The following is a 16,512-nucleotide window of genomic DNA, read 5'->3' as shown; positions in this document are numbered from 1 at the left end:
TAAAATATGACTATAAAACAAAATCACTAAACCTAAATCATCTTTTTTTTTAAAGTATCTTATATTTTTGCTAAATATTTTTCTCTAATAATATCACTTACTGGCTTATCCTCTATCTTACTTTCTAACCACGAAATAATATCTAAATACAAAAATGCACGACGTTCGTAAGGATGCTCTTCAAAAGTTTTCAAAGTATCTCTTAAAGTTCTAAACGCATTTTTTAAATCTTGAGGATAGATATCTTGTAAGCCTTTAATAAATTTTATCATCTCTTTTTGAACTTCATGGAGATCATTCATCTTAATTAAAAATTTATAAGTACTTCTTAACAAAGTTTCTAAATGATAATCTAATCCTGCTTCGTAATGCGCAACTAAATTTAACACTCTTGAAAAACATAGCAAATCCTCTCGCATAGAAAGGGATTTATTAGAAATAATTTTATCTAAATACCTTATACATTCTTTGTTATTACCAACGCCAAAATGCAAACTTGCAAACTTGTAATAAAACACCATTGTATGATGCTCGTCTATTCTATTTTCAAACTGAATTAAGTCTAATTCTATCTTAGGAATTAAAGCCAAACCATCCTGGAAACTACCGTCGATAAAATGCTTATTAATATCATGAAAATTAAGATATAAAAAAGTTAACGACTGTACATTTTCATCTTTCGGAAAGTTAGAATCTTCAATTTGAGCTTTAAATTTCGAAAACACCTCTACAAACTTAGGCTTATTATTAACATAGAAAACCGACTCTAATAAATAATTACTACCTTTTAAAAAGAAGACAGGATTCAAGTGTAACATATCCGGATATTGATTAAATAAATCTACCCATTTAGAAGCATACTTATAACAACTTAAAAAATCTTGCATTAAAAAACTGTACCACAAATGCGCTTTATAAAACCATAACTTCTCCCTAAAACCTAATTTAGAAATTTCAAAATCTGGTAACCTATCATTAAAGTACTGCGTTACCTCGTTACTCTCTTGCTCATTTTTTACGTAACCTGTTTTTAAAATAATACCATACAATTGTAGAGACAAATTAGACAACTTACTTGTTATCACATTTAATTCGCTTAACTCTTTTGCTTGAATAGTAAGCTCATCTGCCCTAGTACTAATACTCCTGGTTATGTATTGCGCTTCAATAATTTTCTCAAGCTCTACTATTTCGAACGCAAGGTTTTTTTCTTCATTTACAATTGCAACATCTTTTGCTTTATCTAAAATTTTTAAACTCTGCTTATACAATCCTTTATGGTATAAAATTGAAGCAAAATCTAATTGCTCTCTAATTTGTAACCTAATATTTTGATGTGACGGATTTAACTTTAAACTAATAAGAATCTGCTTATACAAATGCGCTTTTACATTTGCTAATTGCTGTTTTTTAATTTGTGTAGACTTTAATATAGAAACCTCGTCGTAGTTTTTAGACTTATCTAAAACTGTAAATAAATTTAAAAATTTAGAATCGGAATTCACGCCTAAACGCCCAACATACAATTTAAATTGTCGTTTTTCAGACTTATTCAAAGACTTAACTAAGGCGAATAAATTATCTTTTTGATCTTTAGTCATCAAGTAATATTTGTTTTAACTAATTGATTTATAGTGTTTTATGTTCTATTTAAAAGATTGAACATCGTAACACTGTAAATTGTGATTACTAGTAACGAATAACCAAAGTATAAATTAGTCTTTCAATAGAAAAATAAAACACTCTTAAATGTCAAATAATAACATACAAATTTTCGACACAACGCTTCGTGATGGAGAACAAGTTCCTGGTTGCAAACTAAATACTGAACAAAAAGTAATTATTGCAGCACAATTAGATTTATTAGGAGTAGACGTTATAGAAGCTGGTTTTCCAGTATCTAGTCCTGGAGATTTTAAATCTGTTGAAGCAATTTCTAAAATAGTAAAAAATGCTACTGTTTGTGGTTTAACAAGAGCTGTAGAAAACGATATAAAAGTAGCTTCGGAAGCACTAAAATATGCTAAAAAACCGAGAATACATACAGGTATTGGGACTTCAGATTCTCATATTATTCATAAATTCAAATCTAATAGAGAAGCAATTATCGAACGCGCTTTTGAAGCCGTAAAATACGCAAAGTCTTTTGTAGAAGATGTAGAGTTTTATGCAGAAGATGCCGGACGTACAGAAAACGAATATCTTGCACGAGTTTGCGAAGCTGCAATAAGAGCCGGAGCAACAGTATTAAACATACCAGACACAACAGGCTACTGTTTACCTAGCGAATATGGAGCGAAAATAAAATATCTAAAAGAAAATGTAAAAGGTATTGAAAAAGCCATTTTATCCTGCCATTGCCATAACGATTTAGGCTTAGCAACTGCAAATTCTATTGAAGGTGTAATACATGGAGCAAGACAAATAGAATGCACTATTAATGGTATTGGAGAGCGCGCTGGAAATACAGCATTAGAAGAAGTTGTTATGGTGCTTAAACAACATCCTTACCTTAATTTAGATACAAACATTAAAACTGAAATGCTTTACGGAATAAGTCAACTTGTATCAGACAGCATGGGAATTTACACCCAACCGAACAAAGCAATTGTTGGTGCAAATGCTTTTGCTCACAGTTCTGGAATTCACCAAGATGGCGTAATTAAAAACCGTGAAACTTACGAAATTATAAACCCTAAAGATGTTGGCGTAACAGAATCGGCTATTGTTTTAACAGCAAGAAGTGGTCGTGCTGCCTTAGCCTACAGAGCCAAAAATGTTGGTTACGAATTAACGAAACTACAATTAGACGATGTTTACGCTAATTTTTTAAGCTTTGCAGATAAAAAGAAGCAAGTAGAAGATGAAGATATTCATCAAATTATTGAAACTAGCAGCGTATACAGACAAATAATTTCAGCATAAATTTATAATAGGCATTTTATTTCTTCTAATTAGCAAACACTTATTTGAAGAAGCAAAATGCTAATTGATTTTTAATACATGACAAATAAAAAAACATTATTCGATAAGGTCTGGGACGCTCACGTGGTCGATAGTATAGAAAACGGTCCACAGATACTTTATATAGATAAACATTTAATACACGAAGTAACAAGTCCGCAAGCTTTTAATGAATTAGAAGATCGCGGAATTGCTGTTTTTAGACCAAATCAAATTGTAGCAACTGCAGATCACAACACACCAACAGAGAATCAACATTTACCAATTAAAGATTTACAGTCTAGAAACCAGTTAGAGCAACTCTCTACAAACTGTAAAAAAAATAATATTACTTTATACGAACTTGGTCATAAATACAATGGTATTGTACATGTTATGGCTCCTGAGTTAGGTTTTACACAACCAGGAATGACAATGGTTTGTGGAGATAGTCACACCTCAACACATGGTGCTTTCGGCACTATCGCTTTTGGCATTGGAACCAGTCAAGTAGCACAAGTTTTTGCAAGCCAATGTTTGCTACTTACTAAACCAAAGAGCCTTAGAGTTACCGTTAACGGAAAACTTAAAAACGGCGTACTACCTAAAGATGTAATTCTTTATATAATATCAAAATTAGGCACCAATTCTGGTACTGGTTATTTTTGCGAATATGCAGGAGATGTTTTTGAAAACATGTCTATGGAAGGTAGAATGACGGTTTGTAATATGAGTATAGAAATGGGAGCTCGTGGAGGCATGATTGCTCCAGACCAAACTACTTTCGATTATGTTCAAGGACGCGAATACGCTCCAAAAGGAGAAGCTTTCGATAACAAAGTAGCTTATTGGAAAACATTACCAACAGATGATGGAGCTACCTTTAATAAAGAATACACTTTTGATGCTGAAGATATAGAACCTATGATTACCTACGGAACAAATCCAGGTATGGGAATTAAAATATCGGAAAACATCCCGAACGATAAAGACGCATCATTTGTAAAGTCTTTAGAGTACATGAATTTTGAAGCAGGCGAAAGCTTAATCAACAAGCAAATAAATTACGTATTTATTGGTAGCTGCACCAATTCTAGAATCGAAGATTTTAGAGTAGCAGCCAAATATATAGAAGGCAAACAAAAAGCAGATAATATAACTGCATGGCTGGTTCCCGGAAGCAAGCAAGTGGAAACACAAATTATAGACGAAGGTTTAAAAGATATTTTTGATGCTGCTGGATTCGAACTAAGACAACCTGGTTGTTCTGCTTGTTTAGCAATGAACGACGATAAAATACCACAAGGTGAATATTGCGTATCTACTTCGAATAGAAATTTTGAAGGCAGGCAAGGTCAAGGTTCTAGAACCATTTTAGCAAGCCCGTTAGTAGCTGCTGCAACAGCAATTGCGGGAAAAATAGTAGATGTAACAGAAAATATTGAAACATTAGAATTCGCATAGCATGGAAAAATTTACAACATTAACATCAAGAGCAATACCATTAGATATTGCAAATGTAGATACAGACCAAATTATTCCTGCGCGTTTTTTAAAAGCGACAGATAAAAAAGGTTTTGGCGACAATGTTTTTAGAGATTGGCGTTATAATAAAGATGGTTCGGAAAATTCGGAATTCTCTTTAAATAATACAGATTACTCTGGAAGCATATTAGTAGCTGGAGATAATTTTGGTTGTGGCTCTAGTCGCGAGCATGCAGCATGGGCATTAGTTGGCTATGGTTTTAAAGTAATTGTATCTAGCTTTTTTGCAGATATTTTTAAAGGAAATGCTTTAAATAACGGCTTACTACCTATACAAGTTAGCTTAGAGTTTTTAAGCGAATTACTAATTACCATAAAAAATAATCCCGATACAAAAATTATAGTTAATTTAGAATTACAAACGATTTCTGTAGGTGATACATCTGAAATTTTCGACATCGATCCATACAAAAAAACATGTATGATTAATGGTTACGACGATATTGATTACTTACTTAGTAAAAAAACAGAGATTGAAGCATTCGAAAATACAATTGGTTAATTAGTGCGTTAAGGATAGAACGGCATGTTTGAGCTCCTTGAAAAGAGCGAGTAGTGAAAGCCTGACCTTTAGGGAACGCTAAAAAAAATAACAACATAAATTTCCTCTTTACACGGAAATGAACAAAATAAATTTTCTATGAAATTAAATATTGCAGTTTTACCAGGAGATGGCATTGGTCCAGAAGTAACCAAACAAGCGATTAAAGTTTTAAAAGCTATTGCTTTAGAATTCGACCATACGTTTTTATTTAAAGAAGCATTGGTTGGTGCTATTGCTATAGACGAACAAAACAATCCTTTACCAGATAACACTTTAGAGCTTTGCAAATCGAGTGATGCTATTTTATTTGGAGCTATTGGACACCCAAAATACGATAATGATCCAAGCGCTAAAGTAAGACCTGAACAAGGCTTACTTAAGCTTAGAAAAGAATTAGGCTTATACGCAAATGTTAGACCCGTAAAAGCATACGATACATTGCTTGATAAGTCACCTTTAAAAAGAGAGATTATTGAAGGCACAGATATTAGCATCTACAGAGAATTAACTGGAGGTATCTATTTTGGAGAAAAACAACTGAGTGAAGATGGCAATACAGCTTCAGATTTATGCGAATATTCGCGGGAAGAAATTGAACGTATTGCACATTTAGCGTTTAAAGCTGCACAGAGCAGAAGTAAAAAAGTAACCTTGGTTGATAAAGCCAATGTTTTAGAAACATCACGTTTATGGAGAAGAGTTGTTACCGAACTAGCAACACAATATCCAGATGTAACTTTAGACTTTTTGTTTGTTGATAATGCAGCTATGCAAATGATTTTAAATCCAAAACAGTTTGATGTTATTTTAACTGAAAACTTATTTGGAGATGTAATTAGCGACGAAGCTAGTGTTATTGGTGGATCTATTGGGTTACTAGCTTCAGCTTCGGTTGGAGATAAATATGCAATGTTTGAACCTATTCATGGATCTTACCCACAAGCAACTGGAAAAGATATTGCAAATCCTGTAGCCTCTATTTTAAGTGCTGCAATGTTATTAGAGCATTTTGATTTACATGAAGAAGCCGACTTAATTAAAGAAGCTGTAGAAAAATCTTTAAAACTAAATGTTACTACTCCAGATTTAAATACTATTTACGATAACATTTCCACGAATAAAGTTGGCGATTTTATAGCAGATTTTATTAGCAACCCTAAAGATTCGAACCATAATTTTACAAACATTCACTTAGGACAATCCACTATAATTTAATGTCTATACAACCTAAACTTACACGATTTAATCAAAACGTTTTGTCGAAGTATCAAATATACAACAGTATATTCATGACACTTCCTTTCGATGCTATTACAAAAACCGGAGCCCTTTTACCACTTTTTCATGAAACTTGTGAGAAAGGATTTTCTAAACAAGACAACCCAACAACTATTGTTGAAACATTTTTTAAAAAATACCAATCTAGTCGCTCTCCAGAGAGTCAGACTAATTTATTATTTAAATTTATTCAATATATAGAACGCCAAGTTGTATTGTTTGATGCTATTGAAGATGCCGCTTTTCCATTAGTTAATAATATGGATGGTATTGGAACATTGCGTAGCCTAAAAGAAAGTGCAACTGCCGAGAACAAACTAGAAACACTTAAAGCGTATTTAGAAGAATTTAAAGTTCGTATTGTATTAACAGCACATCCTACTCAGTTTTACCCAGGTTCGGTTTTAGGTATTATTACAGATTTAACAGAAGCTATTCGTGAAAACGATTTACTAAAAATAAACGACCTTTTAGCACAACTAGGGAAAACACCATTTTTTAAACATGAAAAACCTACACCTTACGATGAGGCTGTGAGTTTAATATGGTATTTAGAAAATGTATTTTACAAATCTTTTGGATCTATTTACGATTACATTCAACAAAATATATTCGACGGAAAACATATTGATAACGATATTATTAATATTGGCTTTTGGCCAGGAGGAGACAGAGATGGAAATCCATTTGTAACTCCAGAAATAACATTAAAAGTTGCTAATAGATTACGCGAAACAGTTATTAAAAATTATTATCGCGATGTAAGAGCTTTAAAAAGAAAATTATCTTTTCAAGGTGTCGAAGAGCGCGTGGCTAACTTAGAGCGTGAGCTTTATAAAATGATTACGAATCAAGAATCTAATTTAACTTTAGACTCATTTACTTCAGAATTAAAGGAAATAAAAGAAATCATAATAGATAAACACCAATCGCTTTATGTAACTGAAGTGAATAGTTTATTAAACAAAGTTCATCTTTTCGGATTTCATTTTGCTAACCTAGATATTCGTCAAGATAGCAGAAAGCACGAGCAGTATTTTAACGATATGGTAAATACCTTAATTGAAAGCGGTAGTACTATATTCCCTAAAAACTATCATGATTTACCAGAAAATGAGCAGGTACAAATTTTATCTAAAGTTGAAGGTAAAGTTGATTTGTCTTTAATTAAAGATGAAGAAACCCTAAAAGCTTTAAATACAATGAAAGCTATAAAAACCATTCAAACTACGAATGGCGAAGTAGCCGCAAACCGCTATATTATTAGTAATAACCAAACAACTCTGCATGTTATGCAGTTGTTTGCCATGTTAAAACTAGTTGCTTTTCAAGATAAATTAACTGTTGATGTTGGACCTTTATTCGAAACTATTACCGATTTAGAGAACGCACCTCAAGTCATGGAAGAGTTATATACTAATCCAGAATATGCTGCACACTTAAAATCGAGAGAAAACAAGCAAACTATTATGCTTGGTTTTAGCGACGGAACTAAGGATGGTGGTTATTTAATGGCTAATTGGGCAATCTATAAAGCTAAAGAAAATCTAACTACAATATCAAGACAACACGGTATTACCGTTATTTTCTTTGATGGTCGTGGTGGGCCTCCAGCACGTGGCGGTGGAAAGACTCATAATTTCTACGCCTCTCTTGGACCAACAATTGAAGACAAAGAAGTACAATTAACAATACAAGGACAAACAATTAGTTCTAATTTTGGAACTTTAGATTCGTCTCAATACAACTTAGAGCAATTAATTAGTTCTGGTATTTACAATAGTTTAAGTGATAAAGATTTGAGCATGCTTCCTGAAAACAGAGCAGTAATGACAGATTTATCCGAGCGTAGTTACGAAGCATACTCTGCATTTAAAGCACATCCTAAATTTATTTCGTATTTAGAACACATGAGTACTTTAAAATATTATGCAAAAACTAATATTGGAAGTCGCCCATCTAAACGTGGAAAAGCAGAAGGCTTAGTATTCGAAGACTTAAGAGCCATACCATTCGTTGGTTCTTGGAGTCAGTTAAAACAAAATGTACCAGGATTTTTTGGTGTAGGTACTGCGCTTAAACATTATGAAGACACCAATACGTTTGATAAAGTTCAAAAGTTATTTAAAACTTCAGACTTCTTTAAAACTCTTATTGAAAATAGCATGATGTCTTTATCTAAATCGTTTTTCGATTTAACAAAATACATGAGTGAAGATGAAGAATACGGTGGCTTTTGGAATGTTATTTATGAAGAATACAAAACCTCAAAACGTTTACTTTTAAAACTTACTGGATATACAGAACTTATGCAAGAAGAACCTGCAGGAAGCGCATCTATTGCAGTTAGAGAATCTATTGTTTTACCATTACTAACGATACAACAATATGCTTTAAAGAAAATTCAGGAACTTGAAAAAGCACCAGTTAAAGATGAAGCACAAATTGCTATTTATGAAAAATTAGTAACGCGTTCGTTATTTGGGAATATTAATGCTAGTAGAAATTCAGCATAACAGGCTTATTTAATACATAACTATTAAGGCTTGCAAATTTAAAATTTGCAAGCCTTTTTTTTATAACAAAATTCAAGAAAATCATATATGCAAAAAAAACCTCGAAGCTAGACGACTCCGAGGTTTTAATCAATAAAACTAACTAAACATTAATGCTCATTCAATCTAAAGTCTGGATAAGCATCCATACCATGTTCATGAACATCAAGACCTTCTAATTCTTCTTTTTCAGAAACTCTAATTCCTACTATTTTCTTCATTGTAAATATTATCGCAAATGAAGTCGCTATACAGAAAACTGCATAAGATGCAACACCTATAAGCTGACTTACAAATTGTGCTCCGCTTGCTAACGCTCCAAAAATTCCTACTGCTAATGTTCCCCAAATTCCACATACCAAGTGTACTGCTATTGCTCCTACTGGATCGTCTAATTTTAATTTATCAATTAAAGAAACAGCAAAAACAATAATAGCTCCAGCTATTGCGCCAATTAAAATAGCATCTGTTGGACTCATTTGATCTGCTCCTGCAGTAATACCAACTAATCCACCTAAAATACCATTTAAAAACATAGTTAAATCTAAGTTTTTATATTTCAAAAATGTAACCAATGCCGCAACCACACCACCTGCAGCTGCCGCAAGACAAGTTGTTACTAATGTTATTGATGTTAATCCTGGATCTGCAGATAATACAGAACCACCATTAAACCCAAACCAACCTAACCATAATATAATAACTCCAGCAGTTGCTAAAGGAATATTATGTCCTGGTATAGCCTGAGGTTTTCCATTTTTGTATTTACCAATTCGTGACCCTAATAAGCAAACAGCAACTAATGCCGCCCATCCACCTACAGAGTGTACCAATGTTGAACCTGCAAAATCGTAAAAAGGAGTTTCTAAATTATCTAAAAATCCACCTCCCCATTTCCATGAACCAGCTATTGGATAAACGAATCCCACGTAAATGATTGTAAAAATCATGAAAGGTCCAATTTTCATACGTTCGGCAACAGCACCAGAAACAATAGTTGCCGCAGTTGCTGCAAACATACCTTGAAATAAGAAATCTGTCCAATAGGTATAACCTTCATTATATGCTAAATCTAATATAGCTTTTCCAGTTTCTGGATCTATAACCGTAGGAGATTCTAATCCAAATCCTGCAAAACCAATAAACCCATTAAATTCACCTGGATACATTAAATTAAAACCAACCAAACAGTAAAGCAACAGACCTACTGTAATGATAAATATATTTTTAAATAAAATGTTTAATGTATTTTTTTGTCGTGTTAACCCTATTTCTAAAAATGCAAATCCTAAATGCATAAAGAAAACGAGCGCTGTACAGATCATCATCCATACATTATTTATTGTAAGTAATTCCATGTTGTTTTTTTTTATTTTAAAGTGCTTCCTCCTTTTTCACCTGTTCTTATTCTATAAACCTGATCTACTTGTGAGACAAAAATTTTCCCATCCCCTACTTCACCGGTAGAACCAGCTTCCAAAATCGCTTTGATAGTTACTGCTTCAAAATCATCATTCACAACAATAGATAAGTAACGTCTTTGAATATCGCTTGTACTATAAGAGACACCTCTATACACATGGCCTTCTTTTTCATTTCCTAATCCGGTAACATCCCAATACGAGAAGAAATTAACACCTACTTCGTGAAGTGCTTCTTTTACTGCAGAAAATTTAGATTTTCTGATAATTGCTTCAACTTTTTTCATAATTAGTTTTAGTTAGAATTTATATATAGCAGCAACTAGAAAAGATGCTAAACTTTCTGTTGGCAAACCATCGTTATCGTAAAATGGCGTATTATCCGACCAAGAATCAAAACGAATTTCTGGTTTAATTGTTAAATCATCTACAACATAGCTTCCTGTTAATGTTACATCAAAAACACTTGGCAAATCATCTCCTTCACCATGCAAAGCAAAATACTCACCTCTTAATCCCAGAGAAAAAGCATCATTTAAACTATATTGAGGATATAGTGCTGCTCCATAAAACCCAGAACCATCATTATCTTGATATGCTGCATTAATCCCTAAAAACATTTCATCAGAAACATCAAATCCACCAGTATAGTCTACTTCAAAACCTAATACAACTCCTGAATCGTAATAAATATTTAAATACTGATCTGAATATCCTAATTGTGCTCCAAATGCATAATCACCTGTTGTGTTATTATTTGTGTCTGTAGCATTCATAACCGACAACATCAATGAAAAATCCTCAGACAATTCAAAATCAGCCTTAAGACCTACATGAGAAAAAGGTCCGCTTGCAAATAAATAAGAAGTACTATAATTAAAATTACCTATTGGAGAGATCACCTCATAACCTAAAAATGTATTAAAACGACCTAATGTTAATTTTGTTTTTTCAGAGATATTCCAATAAGCATAAAGCTGATTTACATAAAGCACATCTGAGCCCACAGCTTGATCTCCTCTAGGTCCAAATACTAAATCTGCAACAGCTCCTACATTTCCAGATTCGTAAGATCCAATAACATTTGCCATTCCTAATGCAAATCCTGTTTGGTTAGCAAATGAAGCAGGTGATTGAGCGATAGTATCTGTGGCTGTTAAATTTGTTCTAAAATAAGTATCCACACTTCCTTCTAAAGAGAATTTCTTCACTGGTTTCTCCTCTGCATCTTGAGCAAAACCGATTGACGTTATTAACAACACAATTATTAGCGTAATTTTTTTCATAATAAACTTGTTTTTTAGTTAATAAAAACATAAATCTATACAAAACGACAATACACCCTATAAAAAATAAGGGTAAAAAGTTAATTTTTATGATATTACATATTTATACCCTAATAATTTTAGGGTTGAATTATTTTTTAATCTTTTTCTGATAATTTGGTAATTTAAAATTTAAGTGATTATCAATATTTTAGCATAATTGATGTGTTATTTTTAATAAAAATTGATTCACGCAATCGTTTTCGCAATAAAACTTTAATAACGACATAAAACAACACCTTATATTATTATACAATTAGACACTAAATAATTATTGAATTTTCAATTAGAACACTCTTAATTATCTATATCGGAAAAGTGATTCCAACTTTTTTTATATTGGGTAATAGCTTCTATATTAGAGATATAATAAGGCGCAAAAAGCCTTTAAATTTTACTTATTATGCTTAAAAAACAAGGACTTTATTTACCAGAATTTGAACACGATAATTGTGGTGCAGGATTTATATGTAGCTTAACAGGAAAACGATCTAACGACATCATACATAAAGCGCTTGAAATACTAGTAAAATTAGAGCATCGTGGCGCCGTAAGTTCAGATGGAATAACCGGAGATGGTGCAGGTATTTTAATTGATATTCCGCATAAATTCTTCAAGATTTTCTGTGAGTTTGATTTACCTGAAGCTGGAGAATACGCAGTTAGCAATGTATTTCTTCCTAGAAAAGAAAACCAACGTCAATATTGTATTGATGTTTTTGAAAAAGAAATCCAAAATCAAGGCCTTAAATTAATTGGCTGGAGAGACGTACCAGTTAATAGTAAAGTTTTAGGTGAAATTGCAAAAGTAACAGAACCTTTTGTAAAACAAATTTTTATAGGAAAGGCTAGCGACAAGCAAACAGAAAGAGAATTCAACATAAAATTATACGCTGCACGAAAAATCGCAGAACACACTATATATGATTCTAAATTATCCGAATCAAAATTCTTCTACCTACCAAGTCTATCTACTAAAATCATAATATTTAAAGGCTTATTAATGCCAGAACATATTAATGAATACTATTTAGACTTATTCAACTCGGCTTTAGATACAAGATTAGCATTAGTACACCAACGTTTTTCTACCAACACATTCCCAACTTGGGATTTAGCACAACCGTTTAGATACATCTGTCATAATGGAGAAATAAACACAGTCAGAGGTAATGTGTCACGTATGTTTTCTCGTGAAGAGATCATGGAAAGCCCATTATTTGGAGATGATATCAAAAAAATAATTCCTACTATTTTAAGAGGGAAATCAGATTCTGCAACCCTAGACATGGTGGTTGAATTACTACTAATGACGGGACGCTCGCTTCCAGAAGCGATGATGATGCTAGTCCCTGAAGCTTGGGAAAAAAACCCACACATGTCGGATTCTAAAAAGGCGTTTTACGAATACAACTCCTGCCTAATGGAACCTTGGGACGGACCAGCTTCAATCCCATTTACAGACGGTAATTTTATTGGCGCTGTTTTAGACCGAAATGGATTACGACCATCACGATACACAGTTACCAAACAAGGAAATGTTATTATGTCTTCCGAAACTGGCGTTGTAGACATTGCTCCAGAAAACATAGAATTCCATGGTCGTTTAGAACCAGGAAAAATGTTTTTAGTTAACATGAGCGAAGGTCGTATTGTTAATGATGAAGAAATCAAAGAAGAAATAGCAGCCAAACATCCTTACAGACAATGGTTAAACGAAAATTTAATACACCTTAGAGATATTGAAGCTAAAGAAGGACATATTAAATACGATGAAATTGATCTTAAAAAACGTGAAGTCGTTTTTGGTTATACGGAAGAGGATTTAAACACTATTATTCGTCCGATGGCACAATTAGGAAAAGAGCCTATTGGATCCATGGGAAGCGATACGCCAATTGCCATTTTATCAGAAAGACCACAATTAATTTATAACTATTTCAAACAGTTATTTGCTCAAGTTACCAATCCGCCTTTAGATGGTATTAGAGAAGAGTTAATTACAGATATTAGTTTAACACTTGGTAGCGATGTTAATATATTTGATATCAATGCCGAACATTGTAAAAAATTAAAAATTCAGAATCCAGTTATCTCTAAGCACGATTTAGATAAGATTAGAGATTATGACACTAATCCTGATTTTAAAGTCGAATCTATTTCGATGTTATATGAAGTAAATCGCGGATTAAATGAGCTTGAAGTCGCGCTAGAAAACTTAGTCACTAAAGCTTCTAAAGCTATTGACAACGGTGCAAACATTATTATTTTATCAGATAGATTTGTAGACAAAAACCACGCACCAATTCCGGCACTTCTAGCTTGCTCTTACGTCAATCATGCTTTACATAAATTAAAAAAGCGTTCTAGAATTAGTTTAATTATTGAGTCTGCAGAACCTCGTGAGGTACACCATTTTGCTTTATTATTTGGTTATGGTGCAAGTGCTGTAAATCCATACATTGTAAATGAAATTGTTCAACAACAAATCAACAATGCAGATCTTACAGATTTAGAATATTTAGCAGCCATTAAAAATTACAACAAAGCAGTTGGAAAAGGAATTTTAAAGGTGATGAACAAGATTGGGATTTCAACTTTAAACTCTTACCGTGGGTCTCAATTATTTGAATGTATCGGAATTAAAACCTCAACAGTCGAAAAATATTTCCCAAACACACCAACGCGTATTCAAGGTATTGGCTTAAGAGAAATAGAACAAGAGATTGTTAAACGTCACAAAAGGGCTTTTCATAAAAATACAGAACCACAAATTGAAGTTGGTGGAGATTACAGATGGAGACGTGGACAAGAAAAGCACATGTTTAATCCATTAACAGTAGCCAAACTTCAGGAATCAGTAAGAACCAATAAAGCCTCTACATTTAAGGAGTTTTCAGACTTAGTAAACGACCAATCTAAAAGCTTAATGACTATTAGAGGTTTGTTTGAGTTTGATCAATTTGACCCAATTCCTTTAGAAGAAGTAGAACCTTGGACAGAAATTGTAAAACGTTTTAAAACCGGAGCCATGTCTTATGGTTCTATTAGTAAAGAAGCACATGAGAACTTAGCGGTTGCTATGAACAGAATTGGAGGAAAATCTAACTCTGGAGAAGGTGGAGAAGACCAAGAACGTTTCTATAAAAGCTCGCAAGGAGATTGGAAAAACTCTGCAATCAAGCAAGTAGCCTCGGGACGTTTTGGAGTGACCTCAAATTACTTAACAAGCGCAAGCGAAATTCAAATAAAAATAGCACAAGGTGCAAAACCTGGTGAAGGTGGACAATTACCTGGACCAAAAGTGAATCCAGAAATTGCAAAAACGAGAAATTCAACGCCTTATGTTGGTTTAATCTCACCACCACCGCATCACGATATTTATTCTATTGAAGATTTATCGCAATTAATTTATGATGTAAAATCAGCAAACAGAGAAGCCAGAATTAATGTCAAACTAGTATCAGAAATTGGAGTCGGTACCGTTGCTGCTGGAGTTGCTAAAGCAAAAGCAGACGTTATTTTAATTGCTGGTTTTGATGGAGGAACAGGTGCAACACCTTTAACTTCACAAAAACACACTGGTTTACCTTGGGAACTTGGTGTTGCAGAAGCACAACAAACCTTAGTGATGAATGACCTTAGAAATCGTGTGGTTTTAGAATGTGACGGACAATTAAAAACAGGTCGCGATGTCGCAATTGCTTGCCTACTTGGCGCAGAAGAATTCGGTTTTGCAACAGCGCCTTTAGTCGCTTCAGGATGTATTATGATGCGTGTATGTCATTTAAATACATGCCCTGTCGGTATTGCAACTCAAAACCCTGACTTACGTAAAAAGTTTAAAGGAAAACCAGAACACGTTGTTAACTACATGTATTTTGTAGCACAAGAATTACGTGAGATTATGGCTAAATTAGGATTTAGAACTATTAATGAAATGGTTGGACAATCTCAAAAACTAAACAGAAACAAAGCCATAGACCATTATAAATCTTCAGGAATCGACTTAACACCAATCTTACACAAAGTAGAAGTTGCGGAAGGTGTACAATTATACAACACGTATTGTCAAGACCATAACTTGAATGTGCACTTAGATTTTAAAATCATAAAACAAGCACATCAAGCTTTATTTAGGCGACAAAAAACAAACTTAGCTATGCCTATCACAAATATAGATAGAGCAGTTGGCGCTATAATAAGTAACGAAATTTCAAAAATTTATGGTGCAGATGGCTTACCAGAAGATACTATAGATATTGATTTTACAGGTTCTGCAGGACAAAGTTTTGGAGCTTTTGCAACCAAAGGTTTAAAATTCACCGTGCACGGAAATACAAATGACTACTTAGGAAAAGGTTTATCCGGAGCTAAATTAATTATTAAAGTGCCAGAAAAATGCACCATTGTTCCGGAAGACAATATTATTACAGGAAACGTAACGCTGTATGGCGCAACCTCTGGAGAAGTTTATATAAATGGTAAAGCTGGTGAGCGTTTTTGTGTTAGAAATTCTGGAGCACAAGCAGTAGTTGAAGGTATTGGAGATCACGGTTGCGAGTATATGACTGGTGGCGTTGCTGTTATTCTTGGGACTGTAGGTCGAAACTTTGGAGCAGGAATGAGCGGAGGAGTCGCTTATGTTTTAGACGAAAAAGGAACCTTTAAACAGAATTGTAATTCCGAAGATTTAAATATCGATCCAATTGAAAACGAAGCTGACACGAATCAGTTAAAACAATTAATCGAAAATCACTTTGAAGCAACAGGAAGCCCGTTAGCGGAACGCATTTTAAAAGACTGGAACAATTACCTTCCAAAGTTTAAAAAAGTGTTACCAGAAGAATACAGACAAGCCTTAGTGAGATTAGAACAAGAACAACTAGAATTAGCGTAAA

Annotated in this window: 10 protein-coding genes; 6 read left to right on the top strand and 4 right to left on the bottom strand. The window is 33.3% G+C overall.

Annotation, left to right across the window (positions count from 1 at the left end):
- Positions 1–59 precede the first annotated feature (59 nt).
- Positions 60–1,601 carry a hypothetical protein gene (locus ASC41_RS01725; RefSeq protein WP_055434918.1) on the bottom strand — a complete coding sequence of 514 codons (1,542 nt, stop codon included), beginning with the start codon at positions 1,599–1,601 and terminating at the stop codon, positions 60–62.
- A gap of 148 nt (positions 1,602–1,749) precedes the next feature.
- Here ASC41_RS01725 and ASC41_RS01720 point away from each other — a divergent pair, with 148 nt between their 5' ends.
- The 5 genes from ASC41_RS01720 (at position 1,750) to ASC41_RS01700 (ending at position 8,826) form a co-directional block, all read left to right on the top strand.
- A complete protein-coding gene (locus ASC41_RS01720; RefSeq protein ID WP_055434917.1) occupies positions 1,750–2,925 on the top strand; it encodes a 2-isopropylmalate synthase in 1,176 nt (391 codons plus the stop codon).
- A 78-nt stretch (positions 2,926–3,003) separates the two neighbouring features.
- Positions 3,004–4,407, top strand: a complete 1,404-nt coding sequence (gene leuC, locus ASC41_RS01715; protein ID WP_055434916.1) for a 3-isopropylmalate dehydratase large subunit — start codon at positions 3,004–3,006, stop codon at positions 4,405–4,407.
- 1 nt (position 4,408) lies between these two features.
- Positions 4,409–4,990 carry a 3-isopropylmalate dehydratase small subunit gene (gene leuD / locus ASC41_RS01710; protein WP_055434915.1) on the top strand — a complete coding sequence of 194 codons (582 nt, stop codon included), beginning with the start codon at positions 4,409–4,411 and terminating at the stop codon, positions 4,988–4,990.
- Between the two features lie 138 nt (positions 4,991–5,128).
- Positions 5,129–6,247, top strand: coding sequence for a 3-isopropylmalate dehydrogenase (gene leuB / locus ASC41_RS01705; protein WP_055434914.1), 1,119 nt, complete (start codon positions 5,129–5,131; stop codon positions 6,245–6,247).
- Complete coding sequence (locus ASC41_RS01700) at positions 6,247–8,826, top strand: phosphoenolpyruvate carboxylase (RefSeq protein ID WP_055434913.1); 2,580 nt, start codon at positions 6,247–6,249, stop codon at positions 8,824–8,826. Before leuB ends, ASC41_RS01700 begins: the two co-directional genes overlap by 1 nt.
- A gap of 149 nt (positions 8,827–8,975) precedes the next feature.
- On the opposite strand, the gene ASC41_RS01695 is transcribed toward ASC41_RS01700, so the two are convergent.
- From ASC41_RS01695 to ASC41_RS01685, 3 genes are read right to left on the bottom strand one after another with little or no spacing between them, the layout of a single operon-like run.
- A complete protein-coding gene (locus tag ASC41_RS01695) occupies positions 8,976–10,223 on the bottom strand; it encodes an ammonium transporter (protein ID WP_055434912.1) in 1,248 nt (415 codons plus the stop codon).
- A gap of 11 nt (positions 10,224–10,234) precedes the next feature.
- Positions 10,235–10,573: a P-II family nitrogen regulator gene (locus ASC41_RS01690; protein ID WP_055434911.1), complete on the bottom strand. Its 339-nt coding sequence runs from the start codon at positions 10,571–10,573 to the stop codon at positions 10,235–10,237.
- 12 nt (positions 10,574–10,585) lie between these two features.
- Positions 10,586–11,572 (bottom strand): outer membrane beta-barrel protein, encoded by a 987-nt coding sequence (locus ASC41_RS01685; protein ID WP_055434910.1) that lies wholly within the window; start codon positions 11,570–11,572, stop codon positions 10,586–10,588.
- Positions 11,573–12,014: 442 nt separating this feature from the next.
- Here ASC41_RS01685 and gltB point away from each other — a divergent pair, with 442 nt between their 5' ends.
- Positions 12,015–16,511: a glutamate synthase large subunit gene (gene gltB / locus ASC41_RS01680; RefSeq protein ID WP_055434909.1), complete on the top strand. Its 4,497-nt coding sequence runs from the start codon at positions 12,015–12,017 to the stop codon at positions 16,509–16,511.
- Position 16,512: the final 1 nt, after the last annotated feature.

Origin of the sequence: Lacinutrix algicola (genome assembly GCF_001418085.1) — a bacterium.
Classification (GTDB): Bacteria; Bacteroidota; Bacteroidia; order Flavobacteriales; family Flavobacteriaceae; genus Lacinutrix; species Lacinutrix algicola.
Note: the sequence above shows the minus strand (reverse complement) of the source record. Positions and strands in the feature narration are given on the sequence as shown.

Bases quoted from the DNA above. Each gene is read 5' to 3' on its own strand.
- ASC41_RS01725 (WP_055434918.1), bottom strand. From the start codon at position 1,601: ATGACTAAAGATCAAAAAGATAATTTATTCGCCTTAGTTAAGTCTTTG.
- ASC41_RS01720 (WP_055434917.1), top strand. From the start codon at position 1,750: ATGTCAAATAATAACATACAAATTTTCGACACAACGCTTCGTGATGGA.
- leuC (WP_055434916.1), top strand. From the start codon at position 3,004: ATGACAAATAAAAAAACATTATTCGATAAGGTCTGGGACGCTCACGTG.
- leuD (WP_055434915.1), top strand. From the start codon at position 4,409: ATGGAAAAATTTACAACATTAACATCAAGAGCAATACCATTAGATATT.
- leuB (WP_055434914.1), top strand. From the start codon at position 5,129: ATGAAATTAAATATTGCAGTTTTACCAGGAGATGGCATTGGTCCAGAA.
- ASC41_RS01700 (WP_055434913.1), top strand. From the start codon at position 6,247: ATGTCTATACAACCTAAACTTACACGATTTAATCAAAACGTTTTGTCG.
- ASC41_RS01695 (WP_055434912.1), bottom strand. From the start codon at position 10,223: ATGGAATTACTTACAATAAATAATGTATGGATGATGATCTGTACAGCG.
- ASC41_RS01690 (WP_055434911.1), bottom strand. From the start codon at position 10,573: ATGAAAAAAGTTGAAGCAATTATCAGAAAATCTAAATTTTCTGCAGTA.
- ASC41_RS01685 (WP_055434910.1), bottom strand. From the start codon at position 11,572: ATGAAAAAAATTACGCTAATAATTGTGTTGTTAATAACGTCAATCGGT.
- gltB (WP_055434909.1), top strand. From the start codon at position 12,015: ATGCTTAAAAAACAAGGACTTTATTTACCAGAATTTGAACACGATAAT.